The sequence below is a fragment of the Erysipelatoclostridium sp. An15 genome (assembly GCF_002160675.1).
Taxonomy (GTDB): Bacteria; Bacillota_I; Bacilli_A; order Erysipelotrichales; family Coprobacillaceae; genus Thomasclavelia; species Thomasclavelia merdavium.
On the sequence record NZ_NFLA01000008.1, the window covers coordinates 42,528 to 65,532 of the forward strand.

Here is a 23,005-nt window from a genome sequence, read left to right on the forward strand (position 1 = left end):
TAATATGAGGAGGTAAAAAACTTTGAATAATTCGTTTAAAAATTTGTGGGGGGGGGTGTGCTTTTAGAAAATTTTCTAATCGTACAACTCTTACCTCACAGTCAACAAAATCGAAAGGTGGTGCAGTCTACTAGCAATAGAGATTGCACTGGACGGTGGTTCTATGGCTATTAAGGTATTCGGCTTTAAGTCAGGTAATCGTCTACAAAGAAAAGACACGTTCTTTCAATATAGTACTAATGAGCAGTTTACCGGTGAGTACTGGATAGACGGGAAGAAGATTTATTGTCGAACTTACAATTTTGGTACTATCACTGGTGGTTTAACGTATCTTACTACAGTAGATGGACTTGATAAGATCATAGAAATGACAAGTTTCTATACTTTAGGTTCTCCGAATGGAAATAAGCAGACAGGACATTCCCCAGTTTTTGCTTCTCCAGATAATCGATTACATTGTAATTTTGATGACAACGCATATAACTTTGTACTGACGTTGTGGTATACGAAAACCACCGGATAAGTACCGAAAGACCACCGATAGCAATGTAGACTAAAAGCTGTGGCAATACAAATTTTCGATTTTAGAGATGATTATAAAAGGTTAAGAAAAAAGAATGTGTACTTTCAATACAGCACTAGTGAACAGTTCACCGGTGAGTACTGGATAGATGGAAAAAAGATATACCAAAAGACATTTACAACAACAAAAAATAATATCAATACTGGAAATACTAACATAAATGTATCAAACCTAGGCTCTTATAGAGCATGGGTTCCACAAGGATGTTTTGTTGTATTCAGTGGAGGTGTAAATCAATATCCATTGCTAAATCTTGGTGTAATCAATAATGCTGGATATTGTAATGGTGCGTACAACAGTGAAGAAGGAACAGTATATTTAACTGTTCGGTACACAAAAACGACAGATTAGAAAATTGTTCTAAAAGTGTCGTTAATGGCTAGAACAAGTAAATTTATTGAATTTATAAAAGATAAATCTGATAGGGCTTATATAAAAGCAAATTCGATAGTGACTGATAATAATGAAAGCTTACAAGATGTTTTGAATTCTCAAAAGCTTTACATGATGTCTGGATCTAAAGTTTGCAACCCGGGTGGAGCGAACTCTGTTGTTGTTCACACATGGAGTGAAATTCAAAATTTATTCAACACTGAATATGGATTTACTCCATCTCGACAAGATGTATTAGGAGTAGTATTTACTAATGGTGACGGAAATGCAAATGGAGTACATTTGAATGGCGCTACATGGTTAGGAACAACTTTATACGCAACTTTAAATTCAGCTACAAGTAATAACTTACGTGTAAATTATGCTTATTTCTATAACAATTAATTAGGAGGAAAGAAAAATGGCAGAAATAGTAAATAACATTCGTACAACACTACAGATGGAAAACGATATCACAGTTGATGGAATTTCTGTAAAAGGCCAAAGAGCAATGATTGACAGTAATAATCCTGAGCAAATTACAATTGATGCATGGATGAATAATCAAGAGCTTTATAAAGAAAACAGAGCAAAAGTTCGTCAATTGGAAGATGCTTTTGAAGATGAGGCATATGCTAAACAGGATGAAATGATTGCAGCAAAAAATAAATAAGGTGAGGAATATGAAGAAAATGGTTTTGAGTAATTTAAACTATATGGATACTTTTAATGCAATTGCCGGAGCGGTAATTGCTTTTTTAACGTTTATTTTTGGCGAACACTGGTTATTATTTGCGGTATTTTTATTACTAAACATCATCGACTGGATCACTGGGTGGATGAAATCTCGTATTGCTAAAAAAGAAAACAGTGTAAAAGGCTGGCAGGGTGTTCTAAAGAAAATTGGCTACTGGTTGATGATCATGGTAGCTTTCGCTTTATCTGCAATCTTTATCGAATTAGGAAATACACTAGGAATTGATCTAGGTGTGACGACATTGTTAGGATGGTTCGTTTTAGCGAGCCTACTAGTCAATGAAGCAAGAAGTATTGTAGAAAATTTTGTTGAAGCCGGATTTAATGTACCTAATGTGTTGATCAATGGACTAGAGGTTGCAAATAAAATTATTAATAAAGATACTGATGCAGAAAGCGAAGAGGTGGAGTAGATATGAAAAAGTATGTTGGAGTTAAATTGATTGAAGCAAAGCCAATGACTCGTGGTGATTATAACAAATATCGTGGATGGACTATTCCAGAAGATGAAAATCCAAATGATGAGGGGTATCTAGTTAAATACAGTGATAATTATGTAAGCTGGTCACCTAAAGGAGTGTTTGATGAAGCATATAGAGAATATGAAGCAAACGAATTACCACAAACAGCGTTAGGAATGATTAGTAACGATTACAAAGAACGTTTTAAAGCGGAGTATTACCAAGCAAAGATTAGACACGATAAGTTGCGTAATATGCTTGTTAAAAATGAAGCAGGAACATTAGGGTTTGAACCTAGTTGTCCAATTACAGTATTAGATGATCAATTGTATTACATGAATGAGTATTTGAAAAGTTTAGAAATTCGTGCAGAAATTGAAGGTATTGAATTATAAAAAATCAGGAGGGGAATATGACATCATATGAATTTGAAAAAATAGCCAAAAATGCAGTTATCGATGTTATGAAAGAAAAGCATAATATTGAACTTACAATCGAAGAATTGGATTTTGTATGGTTTGCACACGAGTTAGGTTATAAAAAATGTACTTTATATGCTAAGGCATTAGGACATTACTATCCCGAAGTAACTTATAACAGAGATAAAGATGAATTATATGTAGACATTTATTTAAAACAGTCAAATACATGTATAAAATCTAAAGATTTCAAAATGGAGGTATAGAAATATGAGTAATGTAGATAAAATTTTAAATGTAGCACGTAGTTGGATCAATTGTAAAGAAAGTAACGGAAGTCACAAACAAATTATTGATGTGTATAACTCATATACACCTTTGCCTAGAAACTATAGAGTAAAATATACTGATTCATGGTGTATGACTTTTATATCTGCTTGTTTCATTAAAGCGGGGTTAGCAACTTTATGTCCACTAGAATGTAGTTGTGGTAATGCAATTACCAAAGCAAAAGAAATGAGCATCTGGCAAGAAAATGATGATATTACACCTAACGTTGGTGACTTGATCATGTACGACTGGGATAAAAAAGATGGATGGCCAGAGCATGTAGGAATCGTAGAAGCGGTATCTGGGAATCAAATCACAGTCATTGAGGGCAATAAATCTGACGCAGTAGCCCGTAGAACTATTGCAGTTGGTAATGCTTCTATTCGTGGATATATTCATCCTAAGTATGATGAAGCGACTACTGTAATTCCACCATCACAGCCAACTGTCCCATCAAATAACAATGACGGATTTACTACTGGAACTTATACTATCACTGCTAGTGATTTGATTGTACGTAGCGCTCCGGCTGGTTCTGCAGTAGGTCATGGAGGATTAAGTACAGACGGTAAAGCTCACGATAAAGACGGTGACGGTGCATTAGACAAAGGTACAAGAATTACAGTATCTCAAATTTCAGTATCAGGAAATGACATCTGGGGTAAATGTCCATCAGGCTGGGTATGCCTTAAAAAAGGAAATAGTGTATATGCTGTAAAAGATGGTTCATCATCTGCTTCTACTGGTTCAAGTTCATCTTCGTCTAGTACATCTAATTCAAAAACATTAGGCACTTATGAAGTAACAGCTAGCGATTTATCTGTAAGAACAGGTCCAGGAACTAATTATAGAAGAAAAACATATTCAGAACTAACTGCAGATGCTAAAAATCATGATTATGATAAAGACGGATGTATCAATCAAGGAACACGTGTAACTGTAAAAGAGTGGAGCGGTAACTGGGCACGTATTCCAAGTGGTTGGGTAAGCGGAGACTATTTGAAGAAGGTGTAAGATCATGGCACTAAAAGCAAAACGGCTTATTGTTTCTGTTGTAGCTTTATCCTTACTAATTAATATATTATCAGTTGTTTACATTGCACAAATAAAAAATAATCAGGAGGCTCTTAATAAGTCTTATCAAAATAAAATTTCAGAATTAGAAGATGATGCTGAATTTTATCGAAACCAATATCATAAATATTATGAATTGAGCGAAGAACTCCAGAATCAGATGGGAGTCTATTATGATTATTAAATTAAAGGAACACGCAGAAACAATAGATGCTAAGAAACTATCAGTAGACCAGAAATATTGGTTGATATTGGACGGCAAGTTTATTAGTGTTATTGAAGATAAAAACCACAAACAATATTACATTAATAATAAATATATTGAAAAATCCTAGGGCTTATGCTCTAGGATTTTTTATTTAGAAATGTTTAACAAAACTCAATAAAACGTACTAAATAAGTAACAAATAAGTAACAAATTGGCTAAAGTCCGCAATATAGAATAAAATTTTTTTCAAAAATTGAAAGACATTAAAAAAACAATGAAAGCTATTTCATTATTTAAATTAATTCGTTAAAATATAATCATCAAGAACGAAAGGAAGTAAGTATATGGAAAAAAAACCAGTAAAAATTGTTACAATTGGTGGTGGAAGTAGTTATACACCAGAATTGATGGAAGGATTTATTAAAAGATACAATGAACTACCAATTAAAGAAATTTGGTTAGTTGATATTGAAGATGGTAAAGAAAAATTAGAAATCGTTGGAGCAATGGCTCAAAGAATGTGGGATGCATCACCATATGATGTTAAAGTTCATTTAACTTTAGATCGTCGCGAAGCTTTAAAAGATGCTGATTTTGTTACAACTCAATTTAGAGTTGGTTTATTAAATGCTAGAATTAAAGATGAAAGAATTCCATTTTCTTATGGTTTATTAGGTCAAGAAACAAATGGAGCAGGAGGAATTTTTAAAGCATTTAGAACAATCCCAGTAATTTTAAGTATTGTTGAAGATATGAAAGAATTATGCCCTAATGCATGGTTAATCAACTTTACTAATCCAAGTGGTATGGTTACTGAATCAGTAATGCGTTATGGTAAATGGGATCGTGTAATTGGATTATGTAATGTTCCAGTTGGAGCAATGATGGCTGAACCAGAAACTATTGGGACTACATTAGATAAATTAATCTATAAATTTGCCGGATTAAACCATTTCCATTGGCATCGTGTATTTGATATTCATGGTAATGATGTAACAGGAAAAATCATTGATGCAATGTATGAAGGAAAAGATGCTGGAATTCCTGCTAATATTCATGATATTCCATTCTTTAAAGAACAATTAAAACAAATGAATTTAATTCCATGTGGATATCATCGTTATTACTATCGTCAAGAAGAAATGCTTAAACATGGTTTGGAAGAATATAATACAATTGGAACAAGAGCACAACAGGTAAAACAAACAGAAGCTGAATTGTTTGAATTATATAAAGATCCTGATTTAAATGTTAAACCAGAACAATTAGCTAAACGTGGTGGGGCTCATTATAGTGATGCAGCTTGTGAAACGATTGCTTCAATTTATGCTAATAAAAATACTCATATTGTTGTAACTACAAAAAATAATGGTGCTGTACCAGATTTACCAGCTGATTGTGCAGTAGAAGTATCTGCCCATATTGGAGCAGCAGGAGCATTACCAATTGCTTTTGGACCTTTAGAACCAGCACAACGTGGATGGTTACAATGTATGAAAAATATGGAATTATGTGTAGAAGAAGCAGCTGTTACTGGAGATTATGGATTAGCATTACAAGCATTTATATTAAATCCACAAATTCCTTCAGGTGAAACTGCAAAACGTGTCTTAGATGAATTATTAATTGCACATAAAAAATATTTACCACAATTTGCAGACAAAATTGCTGAATTAGAAGCTGCAGGAGTTACTGTAAAAGATGATGTAGCTCGTGAATTAACAGAAAAAGGATTATAAAAAGGAAAAGGGGGTTGAAATGAAATACCCCCTTATTTTATATAAGCTAAAATTAATTTTAATGTATTTTCGACTCCTTGAAGATGAGTTCTTTCCATACCGTGTGATGCACAAACACCAGGACCGATTAGGGCACCCTTGATATTTTGACCACCTCTTAATGCGGCTGAAACATCACTACTATAGAAAGGATAAATATCAACAGCATATTGTAAATTATTTTCTTTTGCTAGATTAATTAATCTAGTAGTCATTTCATAGTCATATGGACCACTGCCATCTTTAGCACAGATACTTACATCATATTCACTGCATGATAAATCTAAACCAATACATCCCATATCAACAGCTATTAACTCACTTATTTGATTAGAAATATAGCTGCTACCATGACCAACTTCTTCATAAGTAGAGATAATTAATTGTAAATTATGTTGAGGTTTGATATTTTCTGTTGCAATAGTTTTTAATAATCCAAATAAAATAGCAACACTAACCTTATCGTCTAAAAATCTTGATTTAATAAAACCTGATCCAGTAATTGTTGTTTTAGGATCGATAGCAATGAAGTCACCATTACCAATACCTAACTTTTCAACATCAGCTTTGTTTTTTACTATTTCATCAATACGAATGTGCATTGTATCACATGTTCTTTCTAAAGTACGAGCGTCTTTATATACATGGACAGCTGGAGAGTTTGATAAAATAGTTCCCGTATAACTACGACCATCACGAGTTATAATTCGACAATACTCACCATCTAAAGTAGGAATAATTGGACCACCAATATTAGTAAAAGCAAGTGTTCCGTCATCTTTAATACTTCTAACCATTAAACCTAATGTATCAACGTGACCACAAAAGCCGATTGTATAGTCATCATTACCTTCAACAAATATTTCTAGATTTCCTTTATTAGTTATCGCAGTTTTAAAACCTAGTTGTTCAGCTTCTTTTTGACAATAGCTAATAACTTCTTTAGTATAACCAGAAGGACTATCGATTGCCATAATATCTTTTAAAATATGTAATATATAATCATTCATTATAAATACCTCCAATGGCAATTATTATAACATAATATATTATAGTTTTGTGAGGTAAATAATTTTTAATCTGTTAATGGGTTTTTATATTACATAAACTGAATATTTGCATTTAAATTTTTGGAAATTAGTATATTTATGGTTAGTAATATTTTAAAAATGAGGTAAGATTTAAAAAGATATAAGTATATTGATAAAATAGTATTTTTAGTATATTGACTTATTGTAAGAGAATTAGTAAAATAAAACTACATGTCGCCGGACATTACCTCTATCTATTCCAGTAGGCCTTAGTTGGAATGGATAAGAGGTTTTTTTAATGTTAATAATGTTATTTTTTAGTTGTAAAGGAGAAATTATGATTATGGAACAGCAAAATTATTTTAAAGAATTTGCCAAGTATACCTCGTTAAATGTGCTAGGAATGATTGGATTATCTTGTTATATTTTAGCGGATACATTTTTTGTTTCTAAGGCCTTAGGTGCTAATGGACTTGCAGCTTTAAATCTTGCAATTCCAATTTATAGTTTTATAAATGGTAGTGGATTAATGATCGGTATGGGTGGTGCTACTAAATATTCAATTTTTAAAAGTCAAAACAATTTTAAAAAGGCAAATAACATTTTTACTCAGGCTTTCTTTCTTGTAGTGACAATGGCAGCAATATATTTTTTGATTGGAATCCTATTTTCTGGTCCGCTAGCTAAATTACTAGGAGCAACTAAAAGTGTTTATGATATGAGTAGTGTTTATTTACGAGTTATATTAGTATTTGCACCGATGTTTATGATGAATAATTTATTATTATGTTATGTTCGTAATGATGGCGCGCCACAATTATCAATGATGGCAATGTTAGGTGGTAGTTTTTCTAATATAGTTTTAGATTATGTTTTTATGTTTCCTTTGGATATGGGAATTTTTGGTGCTGCTTTTGCAACTGGACTAGCACCAGTTATTAGTATTTTGATACTTTCACCATTTTTTATAAAAAAATTAAATAATTTTAAATTAGTTAAAACTAAATTAGTAGATAGACATATTTTAGATATCGTTTCTAGTGGGTTGCCATCATTAGTAACTGAGGTGTCTTCAGGAATAGTTATGATTATCTTTAATATGATTATTTTAAACTTAGCTGGAAATACTGGAGTGGCAGCTTATGGCGTTATTGCAAATTTATCTTTAGTAGTTATTTCTATTTATACAGGTATATCTCAAGGTATTCAACCGCTTCTAAGTAGTGGCTATGGTTCTGGACAAATAAAAAAGGTACATATTATTTTTAAATATGCAATATTTAGTGTAGTGATAATATCTATTTGTATATATTTAATTATCTTTTTTAAATGTGATGTGATTGCTGGAATTTTCAATAGTGAAAATAATATAGCTTTACAAAATATCGCTGAAAATGGCTTGAAAATATATTTTGTTGGTTGTCTTTTTGCTGGTATTAATATTGTATCGTCTATTTATTTTACTTCAATAGAGCATCCATTACCAGCGCATGTAATATCACTGTTACGTGGTTTTATCATTATTATTCCAATGGCATTTTTCTTATCTTTGATTGCCAATATGAATGGTGTTTGGGCAACGTTCCCGGTTACAGAGTTTATTGTTTGTACTATAAGTGTTATTTTAATTAAAGTTACAAGTAAAAAAATGATGAAGATGTAGATTTTTGAAAACTGCATCTTTTTTATTATTTAAATTAGGCATAATGGACATTCTTTTAAAGTATTGGTATCGTTATTTTTTTATAGTTATAATGTATGTGAAATAGGGGTGATATTATGCAATATTCAATTAGTGAAGTAGCTAAAAAGTTAAATATACCGGTTTCTACAATCAGATATTATGAAAAATTAGGAATGTTGCCACCAATAACTCGTTATAGTGGTATTCGCGTTTTTAGTGAGCGGGATCTTTGTGTTTTAAAAAATATACTTACTTTAAAGCAAATGAGAATGCCTTTAAAAGACATCAAGTATTTTTGCTATTTATTTTCTTGTGGCGATAACACTTTATCAAAGCGCAATGAATTGATTAAAAAACAGCGTCAAAGTCTTTTAAATGAAATTGAAGATCTAAAAAGAGCATTGTCTTTTTTAGAACATGAAAATTGTTATTTTAACATTAGTCAAAATGATTCATATCTAAAAGTTGGAAAATGATATTATGATTTATTAATTTCTTTTCGTAATTGATTTAAAAAATAACTCGTCGCTTTAGAAAATAAATGATATTTTTTCCATATTAATGTTAAGCCAACTTCAAGCTTCGGTTCTAGTGGGATAAAGCAAAGTTTGCTATTACCTGAAGTATTGATCAATTTATCTAAACCTAAAGCATAACCACTTCCTTCTTCAACTAACAAAGAAGCGTTATAGATTAAATTATAAGTTGCTACAATATTAAGTTTATTATAATCATCATTTAGCCAGCCGGATATTTCATTTTTGACTATTTCCTGACTTGAACAGATTAAAGGAAGTTTTTTTAATGTATCGGCAGTAATGTTTTTTAGCGATGCAACAGGACTATCTTTTCTCATTAATACGCCCCATTTATCTTTTACAGGTATTTTAATAAAATCATATTAGAAATATCAGCTGGTTCAATTAATACCCCAAAATCAATTAAACCATTTTCAATTTTTTCAACTACATTTTGAGAATTACCACTGTACAAGTGAGATTTTATTTTTGGATATTCTTTGTGGCAAGTATCGATTACTTTTGCTAGAATCTGCATTCCTTCTGTTTCACCACTGCCAATATAAATATCACCACTTATTGTTGTATCACTATGCATGATTTCTGATTCAGTTTTTTCAACTAAACTAATTATTTCTTCAGCTCGTTGTCTAAGTAAGATACCTTCTTCAGTTAAATTTATTTTTCGATTTCCACGAATAAATAATTGTTTACCTAATTGTTCTTCCAATCCTTTCATTTGTCTTGAAAGGGGTGGCTGGGTTATATGTAGACTTTCAGCTGCTTTTGAAATTGTTTCTTCTCTAGCGATAGCTAAAAAATACTGTAAGACTCTAAATTCCATCAATATCACATCATGTTACAATTATAATATATAAACTGACTTGTAATAAAATAAAAAAGCCATATAAAATGGCTTTTAAGATGGATTACCTGCAACGATAATCGCTAATAATATTCCATTAGATGGAATAGCTAGAAAAGTGATTATAATTAAGATTAAATGCCAATACTTTTAAAGGATAGTTGCTAAGCCTTCAATAAATCATGACATTTAAAAAGAATTCTCAGATAGCTAAGTATCAGTTAGGTTAGAGAATTGCAGTCATTTATAGCTTCGTGTAAATAAATCATTTTTCTAACATTTTTTAAATAGTAGTCAGCTATTTAAGGTGAATAATAAACCACCTGAATAAAGTATAAAATAAAGACGGTTTAAAGTCAATGAAACATATATGATAATCTTTTAAAAATTTTCAATTTAATTAATATTTATTAAGGATGATTAGCTGGCAATGAAAAGCTTTATCGATATGTTGAGATTTGGCTAAAGACTTAGAAAAATCTAACTTTTTTACTATAAATGAACTGTTATTTTTTTGAAAAAAAATTTGATTTTTATCATCTTTTAGATTGCATAATATAAGGCTTTGTGGTATCCTATTAATGGTTAGGTAAAACTAACTTCGTGTGAATAAATGGTTCTTTCTAACCTGGCTTAGTCACCCGGGTTAGAGCGAATCATAGAGGAGGAGAAATAATGAGTAAAATTAAAAGCGTATATGCACGTGAAGTACTTGACTCACGTGGTAATCCTACTGTAGAGGTAGAAGTAACTACAGAATGCGGTGCTTTTGGAAGCGCAATTGTACCTAGTGGAGCTTCAACTGGTGTTCATGAAGCTGTTGAATTACGTGATGGTGATAAAAACCGTTACTTAGGAAAAGGAACACAAAAAGCTGTTGATAACGTAAACAATGTTATCGCTGAAGCAGTTATTGGTATGGAAGTAACTAACCAAAGAGAAATCGATTACAAAATGATCGAATTAGATGGTACTCCAAATAAAGGTAAATTAGGTGCTAATGCTATCTTAGGTGTTTCTTTAGCTGTTGCTAAAGCTGCTGCTGCAAGCTTAGGTTTACCATTATATCGTTATATCGGTGGAGCTAATGGTTATGTATTACCTACTCCAATGATGAACATTATCAATGGTGGAGCTCATGCTGACAACAACGTAGATTTCCAAGAATTTATGATTATGCCAGTAAATGCACCAAGCTTCAAAGAAGCAATCAGAATGGGTGCTGAAGTATTCCATGCTTTAAAATCAGTATTAAATTCAAAAGGTTTAAATACTGCTGTTGGTGATGAAGGTGGATTTGCTCCAAACTTAGCATCAAACGAAGATGCAATCAAAACTATTATTGAAGCAATCGAAAAAGCTGGTTACAAACCAGGTGAAGACGTTAAATTAGCAATGGACGTTGCAAGTAGTGAATTCTACCAAGATGGTAAATATGTTTTACCAGGTGAAAACAACAAATCTTTCACTTCAAAAGAATTAGTAGATTTCTATGCTGAATTATGTGAAAAATATCCTATTATTTCTATCGAAGATGGTTTAGACCAAGACGATTGGGAAGGTTGGGACTACTTAACTGAAAAATTAGGTGGAAAAGTACAATTAGTTGGAGATGACTTCTTTGTAACTAACACTAAACGTTTACAACAAGGTATTGATCGTGGAGTAGCTAACTCAATCTTAATCAAAGTAAATCAAATCGGTACATTAACTGAAACATTAGAAGCTATCGAAATGGCTCAAAAAGCTAACTACACTGCAGTAATTTCACACCGTTCAGGTGAAACTGAAGATACTACTATTGCAGATATCGCAGTAGCTACTAATGCTGGTCAAATTAAGACTGGTTCTGCTTCAAGAACAGATCGTATTGCTAAATACAATCAATTAATCAGAATTGAAGATCGTTTAGGAAGCCAAAGCAAATATTCAGGAATGACTGGGTTCTATCAATTAGAAAAATAATTAAAAAAAATTATTAAAGTAGTTGCTTTCTTGGTTAGTCTGTGCTAACATATAGATAGTTAGTTAAAGCTAACTAAGAAAAGGAGGCATAGTTATATGAAAATAGTATATGCATCAAGAACCGGTAATGTTCAAAGTATTATTGATCGTTTAAATGTTGATGCTTTAGAAATCAGCTCTGGGACAGAAGTGATTAGTGAAGATTATCTTTTGATAACTTATACTGATGGTTATGGTGATGTTCCTAGCGAGGTTGAAGAATTTCTAAGTGGTAATAATAGCCATTTAAAGGGTGTCATTGTTAGTGGTGATCAAGGATACGGTGAAGCTTATTGCAAGGCTGGAGATGTTATTGCTAAGCAATATAACGTACCATGTCTTTATAAAGTTGAGAATGATGGAACTGAAGAAGATATTGATGAAATTAGAAAAATAATTGAAAATCAATAATAAGTTTTATACTTATAATCTTATCTAATATACCTACAACGATTAAAATTTCCTAATAATTTAGAAATAGTAATTATAAGTATAACATTTAGTGAGAGTATCCGTATTATGCTATTCACCTTTTTCTCGAAGATATTAAATACGGTACTCTTACTAATTTTATCCCGTCGAATAATAAATAATATTAACTTGAATAGCCAAATTCCTTAAATATAATGATTTCTTTAATATTTGATTTCATTCTCAAGTAATATTTTGATTTTTCAAAATATTTTAGAAAGTTTTTTGAAAATGCGATAAAGTTATCCTTCAAGTCATAAGTATGCATTTTCAATAATCGAGCTATAAAAATCCACATCCTAATTAAGTGATAAATAATTTAGCCATTATAATTATCATTCTAAAATAGTTCGTTTTACTTTCAAAACCGGAATTATCCTTCCGGTTTTCTTTTTATGTTATTGTTGGTATACTTATAATGTATTAATTGGAGGTGTATAATATGCATGAATCTGGTGAAATGTATTTAGAGACAATCTTATTATTGAAAAAACGTAATAATAGTGTTCGCTCGATTGATGTGGCTAAAGAATTAGGTTTTAGTAAACCTAGTGTTAGTAGAGGAGTGGGCATTTTGAAAAATGATGGCTATATTACAATTGATAGTAAAGGTTTTATTGAATTGACAGAATTAGGGCTAAATAAAGCTAATTCAGTGTATGAAAAACACCTTTATTTAACAGATTTTTTAATGGTTACTGCTAATGTAAGTAAGGAAGTAGCTGAAGAAGATGCCTGTAGAATTGAGCATATTATTAGTGATGAAGTGTTTGCAGGTATAAAACAATATGTTGAAGAAAATAAAAAAAATTAAGTTCTGATAAAGGACTTAATTTTTTGTTTAATTAAAACTATTTTGACATTTTTTAAAATACAATAAATCTGTAGCTTGCATATCGTTTTCGATTATTTCTTTAGGATAATAATCAATGAAGAAATTTTCAATCCGATGTGAGTAACGATATCCTAGCCGAGTATAGAAAGTGATGTTTTCTAAACTAGAGTTAGCAGTTCCAATTAAAATACAAGGATAAGAACTGTATTTTTCTTCAACATATTTAATTAATGCTTTGGCATAACCATGATTACGATGTTCAAGTAACGTTAAAATATTTTTTATTTCAACATTACCATCGATGATCTCTACAGCTAAAAAACTAACAGGTTCATTGTTAACAAAGTAGCCATATAAAGTACCGTGTTTTAAATAATCACGAACAAGATTTATGTTAGGATCACTTTCAGTAAGTAGTTGATCATAATCCATTTTGTTATCTATTTCTTTTATCATACTAGCCTCCTAGAAAGAATTATATCAAAGCTGTTAAATAATTAAAAGATTGTTTTTTTCAATAAATTTTTTTAATAAAAATTTATTGAGAGAGATTAATGGATTTTATTGTAATAGTTAGCGGAAATATTTTTTTTTATAGCAAAGAATGTTATACTAATAAAAGAAATGAGGTAAGGAAATGAAAAAGATATTGTTATGTTTGATAATGGTGTTGATGGTAGTTGGCTGCTCTTCATCAGGAGATGGCAACACTACAGAAAAAAAAGAAAGTAAAAAGAAAGATGAAACATCAACTGTCGAAAAAGAGCCGGTAAATGTTAGTGTAAAGATGAGTTTTGCTGGTGACTGTACTTTAGGAAATTATGCCGGCCAATCATATTCAGGATCCTTTAATCAAGAATACGCTAATCAGGGAAATGATACTACATATTTTTTAAGAAATGTAAAAAGTGTATTTGAACAAGATGATTTAACGATCGTTAATTTAGAAGGTCCGTTAACAACGGCAACTTCTCATGCTGAAAAACAATTTGCTTTTAGTGGTCCATATGAATATGCTAATATCTTAACTAGTGGTAGTGTTGAGATGGTTTCTTTAGCTAATAACCATTCTGAAGACTATTTTGCTCAAGGAATGAGCGATACCAAAAATATATTAGATGAAAAGGGTATTGGTTATTTTGGATATGAAACTTCATGTGTTAAAGAAGTTAATGGTATCAAAATTGGTTTTCTAGGTTATCGTTCGATGTCTGTTTCAATGAATAATGAACAAGGGCGTGCTACAATTAAAGCGGCTATTGAAGATTTAAAAAATAATCAAGGTGCTAATGCTGTTGTAGTATTTTATCACTGGGGAATTGAACGTGATTATTCAGCTAATGATGATCAACGTGAATTAGCTAAATTTTCAATTGATAGCGGAGCTGATTTAGTCGTTGGTTCTCATCCTCATGTTATTCAAGGGGTTGAGGAATATAATGGTAAACAAATTGTTTATTCATTAGGAAATTTCTGCTTTGGTGGCAATAAAAATCCAAGTGATACTGATTCAATGATTTATTCAATTACAATGAATTTTACTGATGGTAAATTTACTAGTGAAACTCATGAAATTATTCCTTGTTCAATTACAACAAGTTCTAGCCGTAATAACTACCAGCCAACTATATTAGAAGGCGATGAAAAACAAAGAGTACTTGATAAAATTCAACAATATAGTTATTAAAATAAATAGAAGCTTTTGGCTTCTATTTATTTAAAAGATAAGAGGTGTTTTAATTGAAAGAAAAATTATTAAAATTTTTTTATAGTGGTTTTATCGTATTGTTGATTGGTTTATTAGGTGGACGTATTTCTGGCAACTATTCAACAAGTGTTTTGAATATTATTTATTTAGTAATTATTATTTTAGCGATAATTGGTTATTTTGGATATCTTAAATTACAAGAGATTAAAGTTGATGATAGAACTGCGATAAATAAAACAATATTACAAATTATTATTCCAATTATAGTTTTGTTATTATTCAACAATTTTTATCATTAATTTACTTGAAACTTATTTTAATAAATGATATCATGCAAATAGTTATACGACTGACGGAAGTGGAATTAACCACAGGGAGTATAATCGTGTAAGAGCCGACCGTCTGGGCCAAAGTAGTCTAGATGGTGCACGGCTCTTTTTTCATTGTTAGGAAGTATGTCTTTAAAATACTAAGCTTACATTGCTATCGGTTGAGAAAAAAGCCAAAATATGGTATAAAGAAGATGTGAAATTCCTCTAAAAATTTAACTGGAAAGGGTGGCGTTATGTTAACTGATGTTGAAATTGCACAAAGTGCAAAAATGGAACCAATTAAAGAAATTGCAAGCAAAATTGGATTAGTCGAAGATGATTTAGAGTTGTATGGAAAATACAAAGCTAAAATATCTTTAGAAACTATTAATCGAGTAGAAAACAATCCTGATGGAAAATTAGTATTAGTTACTGCAATTAATCCAACTCCTGCAGGAGAAGGAAAAACAACTACAATGATTGGTCTTTCTCAGGCTTTAAATAAAATGGGAAAAAAATCAATTGTAGCAATGCGTGAACCATCATTAGGTCCTTGTTTTGGAATCAAAGGTGGAGCTGCTGGTGGCGGGTATGCTCAAGTAGTACCAATGGAAGATATTAATCTTCATTTTACAGGTGATATTCATGCAATTACTGCTGCTAATAACTTAATTGCAGCAATGCTTGATAATTCAATTCATCATGGTAATCCACTAAATATTGATGTTCGTAATATTGTATGGAAACGTGTTGTTGATTTAAACGATCGAGCATTAAGACATACAATTTGTGGATTAGGCGGAAAAGTTAATGGAGTGCCTCGTGAAGATGGATTCGATATTTCTGTTGCTAGTGAAGTTATGGCTATCTTATGTTTAGCAACAAGTCTTGATGATTTAAAACAAAGAGCCGGAAAAATGATAGTTGCTTATAATTATGATGGTGAACCTGTGACTGTTGATGATATTGAAGCAACAGGTGCGGTTACATTATTATTAAAAGATGCTATTAAACCAAACTTAGTGCAAACATTAGATCATACGCCAGTTTTTGTTCATGGTGGACCATTTGCTAATATTGCTCATGGCTGCAATTCAGTTATGGCAACTAAATTAGCAATGAAATTAGGTGATTATGCAATAACTGAAGCTGGATTCGGAGCTGATTTAGGGGCTGAAAAATTCTTAGATATTAAATGTCGTCAAGCTAATTTAAATCCTCAAGCAGTAGTAATCGTGGCTACTGTTAGAGCTTTAAAAATGCATGGTGGTATGGATAAAAAAGAATTAGCTAATGAAAATTTAGAAGCCTTAGCAGCTGGTATTAAAAACTTAGAAAAACATATTGAAAATATTGCTAAATATGATTTACCTTCAGTAGTTGCAATAAATGCATTCCCAACTGATAGTGAAGCTGAATTACAATTATTAAAAGATACATGCAATAAAATGGGTGTAGATGTAGCAATCTCTAAAGTATGGGAAAAAGGTGCTGATGGTGGTATTGAATTAGCAGAAAAATTATTAGAGATTTTAGAAACTAAAGAAGCAAATTATCATCCAATTTATGATTTAGACTTAACAATTAAAGAAAAAATTGAAACAATCGCCAAAGAAATCTATGGTGCCGATGGTGTGGCGTTCGATAAAAAAGTCATCACAAAGATGAAAAAATATGAAGCTCAAGGATTAGATAAATTACCTATTTGTGTTGCTAAAACACAATATTCTTTATCAGATCAGCCTAATTTATTAGGTCGCCCAAGTGGTTTTACAGTTAAGATAAATGATCTAATTCCAGCTGCTGGAGCCGGTTTTTTAATCGCTATTTCTGGAAGCATTATGAGAATGCCAGGACTACCAAAACGACCAGCTGCAGTTAATATGGATATTGATAAAGATGGTAAGATTGTGGGACTATTCTAAAAGTGACGCAGGTCACTTTTAGTGGTTTAAATAGAAAGGAAGGAATTATGAAAGTCGCAATTATTATGGGGTCAACTAGTGATTTAAGTAAAGTTGAACCAGCAATAACAATTTTGAAAGATTATGGTGTTGAAGTAAACGTTCGTTGTTTATCAGCACATCGAGCTCATTTAGGGCTTAGTTCATTTATTAAAGAAACTGAAACTGATGGTACTGAAGTTATCATTACTGCTGCTGGAATGGCTGCTGCTTTACCAGGAGTTGTTGCTTCACAAACAGTATTACCAGTAATTGGTGTACCAATTAGCGGAGCTACTTTAGATGGTATGGATGCTTTATTATCAATTGTCCAAATGCCTTCAGGAATCCCAGTAGCAACAGTTGCTATTAATGGAAGTAAAAATGCAGCTTATCTAGCATTACAAATCATGGCAATTAAACATGATGAAATTAAAGAAAAATTAATTGCTTATCGTAAAGATATGGAAAATCAAGCAATGAAAGCAAACGAAGAAGTTATTGAAAAGTACAAATAAGGAGATATTACAAATGGCAGAATTATTATACGAAGGAAAAGCAAAACAAGTTTATAAAACAGACAAAGAAGATGAATATTTAATTCATTATAAAGATGACGCAACAGCTGGAAACGGTGTTAAACATGATCAATTTGAAGGTAAAGGGGTTTTAAATAACACTATTTCATGTATTATCTTTGATATGCTTGAAGAAGCGGGAATCAAAACTCATATGATCAAAAAATTAAATGATCGCGATGTTTTAGTAAAAAAAGTAGAAATTTTCCCATTAGAAGTAATTATTCGTAATATAACTACTGGATCTTTCTGTAAAAGATTAGGAGCACCAGAAGGAATTGTTTTAGATGAACCAATTTTTGAATTAAGTTATAAAAATGATGATTATGGTGATCCACTTATTAATGAAGATCATGCCGTTGCTTTGAAATTATGTACTCGTGATGAATACAACTTTATTAAAGAACAAACTTTAAAAATCAATGAATTATTAAAAGAATTTTTCTTAAGTTTAAATTTAAAATTAGTTGATTTTAAAATTGAATTTGGAAAAACACCTGATGGTGAAATCTTATTAGCAGATGAAATTTCTCCAGATTCTTGTCGTTTATGGGATGTAGAAACTAATCAAAAATATGATAAAGATGTTTTCAGACAAGATATTGGTGATTTAATTGAAACTTATAAAGCAGTATTAGCTAGAATGCAAAAATAAAAGGGGAACACAAAATGGATTATAAAAAAGCTGGAGTAGATATTGAAGCTGGATATAAATCAGTAGAGTTAATGAAAAAACACGTTAAAGAAACAATGCGTCCTGAAGTATTAGGTGGTTTAGGTGGTTTTGCTGGTGCTTTTGATTTGAGTGCTATTAAAAATATGGATGAACCAGTTTTATTATCAGGAACAGACGGTTGTGGTACAAAAGTTAAATTAGCATTTATCATGGATAAACATGATACAATTGGAATCGATGCTGTTGCGATGTGTGTTAATGATATTGCTTGTTCAGGTGGAGAACCACTATTTTTCCTAGATTATATTGCTTGTGGAAAAAATTATCCTGAAAAAATTGCGACAATTGTAAGTGGTGTAGCTGAAGGTTGTAAACAATCTGGTTGTGCCTTAGTTGGTGGTGAAACTGCTGAACATCCTGGTCTTATGCCTGAAGATGATTATGATCTTGCTGGTTTTGCAGTTGGAGTTGTTGATAAAAAGGATATTATCAATGGTCAAAATATAAAATCAGGTGATGTTTTAGTAGGTATTGCTTCAAGTGGGGTGCATAGTAATGGTTTTTCATTAGTACGTCAAGTATTTGAAATGACTAAAGAATCTTTAGATACTTATTATGATGAATTAGGTAAAACATTAGGTGAAGCTTTAATTACCCCAACTAGAATTTATGTCAAAGCATTGAAAAACATTAAAGACGCTGGTGTAGTAGTCAAAGGATGCTCACATATTACTGGTGGCGGTTTTGATGAAAATATTCCTAGAATGTTGCCAGATAATGCTGTAGCAGTTATTAAAAAAGATAGCTACGAAGTTCCTGAAATTTTTAAACTTATTGCTAAAAAAGGTAATGTTAGTGAAGATGTAATGTACAATACATTTAATATGGGAATTGGAATGGTTATTGCTTTAGATCCAGATGATGTTGTTAAAGCAACAGCAGCAATTGAAGCAGCTGGTGATAAATGTTATGTTATTGGAACTATTGAAAACGGCACTAAAGGAGTTAAATTATGTTAAAAATAGCAGTCTTTGTTTCTGGAGGCGGAACAGACTTGCAATCAGTTATTGATGCTGTTGAAAATGGCAGCATTAATGGTGAAATTGTTTTAGTTGTTTCTAATCGCAAAAATGCATATGGGCTAAAACGAGCTGAATTAGCTGGTATTGAAACTGCAGTAGTTAGAAAAGATGATGAGCTGCTTGTAAAGATGTTACAAGAAAGAAATGTTGATTTAATAGTTTTAGCTGGATATTTAGCTATTTTAACAGATGTTTTAATCGATGCTTATCCAAATAAAATCATTAATATTCATCCTTCATTAATTCCTTCATTTTGTGGACCAGGTTTTTATGGAATGCATGTTCACGAAAGTGTTTTAGCAAGAGGAGTTAAAGTAACTGGAGCAACGGTTCATTTTGTAAGTAATGAAGTTGATGGTGGACCAATTATTTTACAAGAAGCTTGTAATATTGATGATTTAGACAATGCTAGTGATATTCAAGCAAGAGTTTTAGAAATTGAACATCGTATTTTACCAAAGGCAGTAGCATTATTTTGTGATGGAAAAATAGTTGTTGAAAATGAAAGGGCTAAGGTGATTTAAGTGAAAAGAGCATTAGTTAGTGTAACTAATAAAGATGGAATTGTAGATTTTTGTAAAGGCTTAGTTGAATTAGGATTTGAAATTGTTTCAACTGGGGGAACTATGGCTAAATTACAAGAAGCCAATGTTCCATGTATTGCTATTGATGATGTAACAGGATTTCCAGAAATTTTAGATGGTCGTGTAAAGACTTTACATCCAAAAGTACATGGTGGTTTGTTATTTAGAAGAGATGTTAAAGAACATGTTGAAACAGTTAAAGAGATGGGAATTACGCCAATTGATTTAGTTTGTGTTAATTTATATGAGTTTGAAAAAGCTTTAAAAGCCGGTAAACCAATGGCAGATATGATTGAAAATATCGATATCGGTGGTCCATCAATGATTCGTTCAGCAGCTAAAAACTTTAAAGATGTTTTAATTGTTACTGACCCAAGTGATTATAATAATGTTTTAGAAGCAATTAAAAATAATAGTGATGATTTTGATTTTAGATTAAATCTTGCATACAAAGCCTTTTCAACAACAGGTGCTTATGATGCCATGATTTCACGCTATTTTGCTGGGGTTGTTGGTGATGATTTCCCAGATACATTAAATATTAGTTTAAAGAAAACTGAACATTTACGTTATGGTGAAAATTCACAACAACGTGCTAATGCATATGTTGATCCATTTGTTCAACATAGTCTATTAGATTATGAACAATTACACGGAAAAGAAATTTCATTCAATAATGTTAATGATTTATATGGAGCAGTTGCTTTAGTTCGTGAATTTAAAGATCAAATCGTAACAGCAGCAATTAAACACTCAACACCTTGTGGAGTAGCTATTGGTAAAGATGGTTACGATTCTTATATGAAAGCTTATGAAGCTGATCCTCAAAGTATTTTTGGTGGTATCGTAGCTGTTAATTATAAAATTGATAAAAAGACAGCAGAAGAAATGCATAAAATTTTCCTAGAAATTGTTGCAGCACCAGATTTTGATGATGATGCTTTAGAAATTTTAAAGAAAAAGAAAAATTTACGTATTTTAAAATTAAAGAATCCAGAAGTTCGTGAAGCAAAATATGATATTAAATATTTAGAAGGAAAAGTACTTGTTCAAGATATCAATACCGAAATGATCAAAGAAATGAACTGTGTTACTGAAGCTAAACCAACTGAAAGTCAAATCAGCGATATGGAATTTGGAATGCGTGTAGTTAAATTCGTAAAATCAAATGCAATCTGTATTGTTAAAAATGGTGTAACATTAGCAGTTGGTGGTGGTCAAACATCACGTGTTTGGGCATTAGAAAATGCAATTCATAATAATCCTGATAAAGATTTCGATGGAGCTGTTTTAGCAAGTGATGCTTTCTTCCCATTTAGCGACTGTGTTGAAGTTGCTTATAAAGCAGGAATTAAAGCAATTGTTCAACCTGGTGGTTCTATTAGAGATCAAGAATCAATTGATTATTGTAATGAAAAAGGTATTCCAATGGTATTTACAGGATATCGTCACTTTAGACATTAATGGAAAGGCTAAAAAATATGAAAGTATTAGTAATTGGTAGTGGTGGTCGTGAACATGCGATTGCATATAAATTAAATCAAAGTGAAAAAGTTGATAAGATTTATGCTATTCCTGGTAATCCAGGGATAGCAAAAATCGGTGAATGTGTTGCTGGTAGTGTTGAAGATAATGAAATGATCGTTAAATTTGCAAAAGATCATAATATTGATTTAACGGTAATTGGACCTGAAGTACCATTATGTAATGGTTTAGCTGATGATTTAGAAGCAGCTGGCCTAATGGCTTTTGGACCAACTAAATATGCTGCAACATTAGAAGGAAGTAAAGCATTCTCGAAAGACTTTATGATTCGTCATAATATTCCAACAGCTCGTTATAAAGAGGTAAATAGTTATGATGAAGCTGTCGAAGCAATAAATGATTTCCAATTTCCTTTAGTAATTAAAGCTGATGGTTTAGCAGCTGGAAAAGGTGTCGTTATTGTTGAAAATGTTGAAGATGCTAAAAAAACATTAAAAGAAATGATGGTTGATGGCAGCTTAGATGGTGCTGGAAGTAAAGTTGTTTTAGAAGAATTTTTAACAGGGTTTGAATGTTCTTTACTTTGCTTTACAGATGGAACAACAATTGTACCAATGGTAAGTGCTAAAGATCATAAACAAGTTTTTGACGGTAATACTGGTCCTAATACTGGCGGTATGGGAACTGTATCACCAAATCCTTTCTTACCTGAAGGTATGGACGAGATTTTTGAAAAAGAAATTTTAGAACCATTTATGGCTGGTTTAAAAGCCGATAACATGGATTATCGTGGTGTTGTATTTATTGGTTTAATGATTGAAAATAATAAACCAAAAGTATTAGAATTCAATGTTCGTTTCGGTGATCCAGAAACACAATCAATCATGCTTCGTTTAGATAGTGATTTATATGATATTATGGTAGCTTGTGCGACTAAAACATTAAAAGATGTTGAAGTAAAATGGAATAATAAACATGTTGCATGTTTAGTACTTGCAAGTCAAGGATATCCAGGAAGTTATCCAAAAGGAATTGAAATAAAAAATATCGATGACTGTGATGATTGTGTAGTATTCCATGCCGGAACAGCTATCAAAGATGGAAAATTAGTGACTAGTGGTGGTCGTGTCTTAAATATTTGTGCTACTGGTGATTCTTTAGATGAGGTACGTGAAAAAGTATATAAAGTAGCCAATAAAATAGATTTTGATGGTAAATTCTACCGCAATGATATCGGACTTAGATAGGG

The 23,005-nt window shown here is 31.4% G+C and carries 27 protein-coding genes, 1 pseudogene and 1 riboswitch; of the genes and pseudogenes, 25 read left to right on the forward strand and 3 right to left on the reverse strand.

Going from position 1 to position 23,005, the window contains the following annotated elements:
* Positions 1 to 163: 163 nt before the first annotated feature.
* From B5E92_RS04440 to B5E92_RS04490, 11 genes are all read left to right on the forward strand, one after another.
* Entirely contained in the window at positions 164 to 523 is a 360-nt protein-coding gene (locus tag B5E92_RS04440; protein ID WP_087299600.1) for a hypothetical protein, read from the forward strand.
* 96 nt (positions 524 to 619) lie between these two features.
* Positions 620 to 934 (forward strand): hypothetical protein, encoded by a 315-nt coding sequence (locus tag B5E92_RS04445; protein WP_162607508.1) that lies wholly within the window; start codon positions 620 to 622, stop codon positions 932 to 934.
* 24 nt (positions 935 to 958) lie between these two features.
* Positions 959 to 1,360 (forward strand): hypothetical protein, encoded by a 402-nt coding sequence (locus B5E92_RS04450; protein ID WP_087299604.1) that lies wholly within the window; start codon positions 959 to 961, stop codon positions 1,358 to 1,360.
* Between the two features lie 16 nt (positions 1,361 to 1,376).
* A complete protein-coding gene (locus tag B5E92_RS04455) occupies positions 1,377 to 1,628 on the forward strand; it encodes a hypothetical protein (protein ID WP_087299606.1) in 252 nt (83 codons plus the stop codon).
* Positions 1,629 to 1,638: 10 nt separating this feature from the next.
* Positions 1,639 to 2,124, forward strand: a complete 486-nt coding sequence (locus B5E92_RS04460; protein ID WP_087299608.1) for a phage holin family protein — start codon at positions 1,639 to 1,641, stop codon at positions 2,122 to 2,124.
* 2 nt (positions 2,125 to 2,126) lie between these two features.
* Entirely contained in the window at positions 2,127 to 2,567 is a 441-nt protein-coding gene (locus B5E92_RS15790; RefSeq protein ID WP_239406395.1) for a hypothetical protein, read from the forward strand.
* A 17-nt stretch (positions 2,568 to 2,584) separates the two neighbouring features.
* Complete coding sequence (locus tag B5E92_RS04475; RefSeq protein WP_087299610.1) at positions 2,585 to 2,857, forward strand: DUF6275 family protein; 273 nt, start codon at positions 2,585 to 2,587, stop codon at positions 2,855 to 2,857.
* A gap of 4 nt (positions 2,858 to 2,861) precedes the next feature.
* Positions 2,862 to 3,935 (forward strand): CHAP domain-containing protein, encoded by a 1,074-nt coding sequence (locus tag B5E92_RS04480; RefSeq protein ID WP_087299612.1) that lies wholly within the window; start codon positions 2,862 to 2,864, stop codon positions 3,933 to 3,935.
* Positions 3,936 to 3,939: 4 nt separating this feature from the next.
* The gene (locus tag B5E92_RS04485; RefSeq protein WP_087299613.1) at positions 3,940 to 4,179 is read left to right on the forward strand and encodes a hypothetical protein; all 240 of its coding nucleotides are present in this window, start codon (positions 3,940 to 3,942) and stop codon (positions 4,177 to 4,179) included.
* Entirely contained in the window at positions 4,169 to 4,330 is a 162-nt protein-coding gene (locus B5E92_RS15475; protein ID WP_158095190.1) for a hypothetical protein, read from the forward strand. The genes B5E92_RS04485 and B5E92_RS15475 overlap by 11 nt, the downstream gene beginning before the upstream one ends.
* Before the next feature lie 217 nt (positions 4,331 to 4,547).
* Positions 4,548 to 5,942, forward strand: a complete 1,395-nt coding sequence (locus tag B5E92_RS04490; RefSeq protein WP_087299614.1) for a 6-phospho-beta-glucosidase — start codon at positions 4,548 to 4,550, stop codon at positions 5,940 to 5,942.
* A 32-nt stretch (positions 5,943 to 5,974) separates the two neighbouring features.
* Here B5E92_RS04490 and B5E92_RS04495 read toward each other — a convergent pair whose 3' ends face one another.
* Positions 5,975 to 6,991: a M42 family metallopeptidase gene (locus tag B5E92_RS04495; RefSeq protein WP_087299616.1), complete on the reverse strand. Its 1,017-nt coding sequence runs from the start codon at positions 6,989 to 6,991 to the stop codon at positions 5,975 to 5,977.
* A gap of 319 nt (positions 6,992 to 7,310) precedes the next feature.
* On the opposite strand from B5E92_RS04495, the gene B5E92_RS04500 reads away from it, so the two are divergent.
* Together B5E92_RS04500 and B5E92_RS04505 are read left to right on the forward strand one after the other, a co-directional pair.
* Complete coding sequence (locus B5E92_RS04500; protein ID WP_239406398.1) at positions 7,311 to 8,675, forward strand: MATE family efflux transporter; 1,365 nt, start codon at positions 7,311 to 7,313, stop codon at positions 8,673 to 8,675.
* A gap of 116 nt (positions 8,676 to 8,791) precedes the next feature.
* The gene (locus B5E92_RS04505; RefSeq protein ID WP_087299618.1) at positions 8,792 to 9,172 is read left to right on the forward strand and encodes a MerR family transcriptional regulator; all 381 of its coding nucleotides are present in this window, start codon (positions 8,792 to 8,794) and stop codon (positions 9,170 to 9,172) included.
* A 2-nt stretch (positions 9,173 to 9,174) separates the two neighbouring features.
* Here the strand turns inward: B5E92_RS04505 and B5E92_RS04510 are convergent.
* Positions 9,175 to 10,058, reverse strand: a pseudogene (locus B5E92_RS04510) (LysR family transcriptional regulator).
* A gap of 696 nt (positions 10,059 to 10,754) precedes the next feature.
* Between B5E92_RS04510 and eno the strand changes: the two are divergent.
* The 3 genes from eno to B5E92_RS04525 all read left to right on the forward strand — a co-directional run bounded on the left by eno (position 10,755) and on the right by B5E92_RS04525 (position 13,368).
* Complete coding sequence (gene eno / locus B5E92_RS04515) at positions 10,755 to 12,044, forward strand: phosphopyruvate hydratase (RefSeq protein ID WP_087299620.1); 1,290 nt, start codon at positions 10,755 to 10,757, stop codon at positions 12,042 to 12,044.
* Positions 12,045 to 12,140: 96 nt separating this feature from the next.
* Positions 12,141 to 12,494: a class Ib ribonucleoside-diphosphate reductase assembly flavoprotein NrdI gene (gene nrdI / locus B5E92_RS04520; protein ID WP_087299622.1), complete on the forward strand. Its 354-nt coding sequence runs from the start codon at positions 12,141 to 12,143 to the stop codon at positions 12,492 to 12,494.
* Positions 12,495 to 12,996: 502 nt separating this feature from the next.
* Entirely contained in the window at positions 12,997 to 13,368 is a 372-nt protein-coding gene (locus B5E92_RS04525; RefSeq protein ID WP_087299624.1) for a metal-dependent transcriptional regulator, read from the forward strand.
* A 27-nt stretch (positions 13,369 to 13,395) separates the two neighbouring features.
* Here the strand turns inward: B5E92_RS04525 and B5E92_RS04530 are convergent, their stop codons facing one another.
* Entirely contained in the window at positions 13,396 to 13,845 is a 450-nt protein-coding gene (locus tag B5E92_RS04530; RefSeq protein ID WP_087299626.1) for an N-acetyltransferase, read from the reverse strand.
* 181 nt (positions 13,846 to 14,026) lie between these two features.
* On the opposite strand from B5E92_RS04530, the gene B5E92_RS04535 reads away from it, so the two are divergent.
* From B5E92_RS04535 to purD, 9 genes are all read left to right on the forward strand, one after another.
* Positions 14,027 to 15,076 (forward strand): CapA family protein, encoded by a 1,050-nt coding sequence (locus B5E92_RS04535; protein WP_087299628.1) that lies wholly within the window; start codon positions 14,027 to 14,029, stop codon positions 15,074 to 15,076.
* 53 nt (positions 15,077 to 15,129) lie between these two features.
* On the forward strand, positions 15,130 to 15,396 hold the full coding sequence (locus B5E92_RS04540) for a hypothetical protein (RefSeq protein WP_087299630.1): 267 nt from the start codon (positions 15,130 to 15,132) through the stop codon (positions 15,394 to 15,396).
* A gap of 36 nt (positions 15,397 to 15,432) precedes the next feature.
* Positions 15,433 to 15,512: riboswitch (ZMP/ZTP riboswitch) on the forward strand.
* 150 nt (positions 15,513 to 15,662) lie between these two features.
* Positions 15,663 to 17,333, forward strand: a complete 1,671-nt coding sequence (locus B5E92_RS04545; RefSeq protein WP_087299632.1) for a formate--tetrahydrofolate ligase — start codon at positions 15,663 to 15,665, stop codon at positions 17,331 to 17,333.
* Positions 17,334 to 17,380: 47 nt separating this feature from the next.
* A complete protein-coding gene (gene purE / locus B5E92_RS04550; protein ID WP_087299634.1) occupies positions 17,381 to 17,869 on the forward strand; it encodes a 5-(carboxyamino)imidazole ribonucleotide mutase in 489 nt (162 codons plus the stop codon).
* 13 nt (positions 17,870 to 17,882) lie between these two features.
* Positions 17,883 to 18,584 carry a phosphoribosylaminoimidazolesuccinocarboxamide synthase gene (purC, locus tag B5E92_RS04555; protein ID WP_087299636.1) on the forward strand — a complete coding sequence of 234 codons (702 nt, stop codon included), beginning with the start codon at positions 17,883 to 17,885 and terminating at the stop codon, positions 18,582 to 18,584.
* Positions 18,585 to 18,598: 14 nt separating this feature from the next.
* Positions 18,599 to 19,624 (forward strand): phosphoribosylformylglycinamidine cyclo-ligase, encoded by a 1,026-nt coding sequence (gene purM, locus B5E92_RS04560; protein ID WP_087299638.1) that lies wholly within the window; start codon positions 18,599 to 18,601, stop codon positions 19,622 to 19,624.
* Positions 19,618 to 20,211, forward strand: coding sequence for a phosphoribosylglycinamide formyltransferase (purN, locus tag B5E92_RS04565; protein WP_087299640.1), 594 nt, complete (start codon positions 19,618 to 19,620; stop codon positions 20,209 to 20,211). The genes purM and purN overlap by 7 nt, the downstream gene beginning before the upstream one ends.
* Complete coding sequence (gene purH, locus B5E92_RS04570; protein WP_087299642.1) at positions 20,212 to 21,735, forward strand: bifunctional phosphoribosylaminoimidazolecarboxamide formyltransferase/IMP cyclohydrolase; 1,524 nt, start codon at positions 20,212 to 20,214, stop codon at positions 21,733 to 21,735. It begins immediately after the preceding gene.
* A gap of 17 nt (positions 21,736 to 21,752) precedes the next feature.
* The gene (gene purD / locus B5E92_RS04575) at positions 21,753 to 23,003 is read left to right on the forward strand and encodes a phosphoribosylamine--glycine ligase (protein ID WP_087299663.1); all 1,251 of its coding nucleotides are present in this window, start codon (positions 21,753 to 21,755) and stop codon (positions 23,001 to 23,003) included.
* Positions 23,004 to 23,005 lie beyond the last annotated feature (2 nt).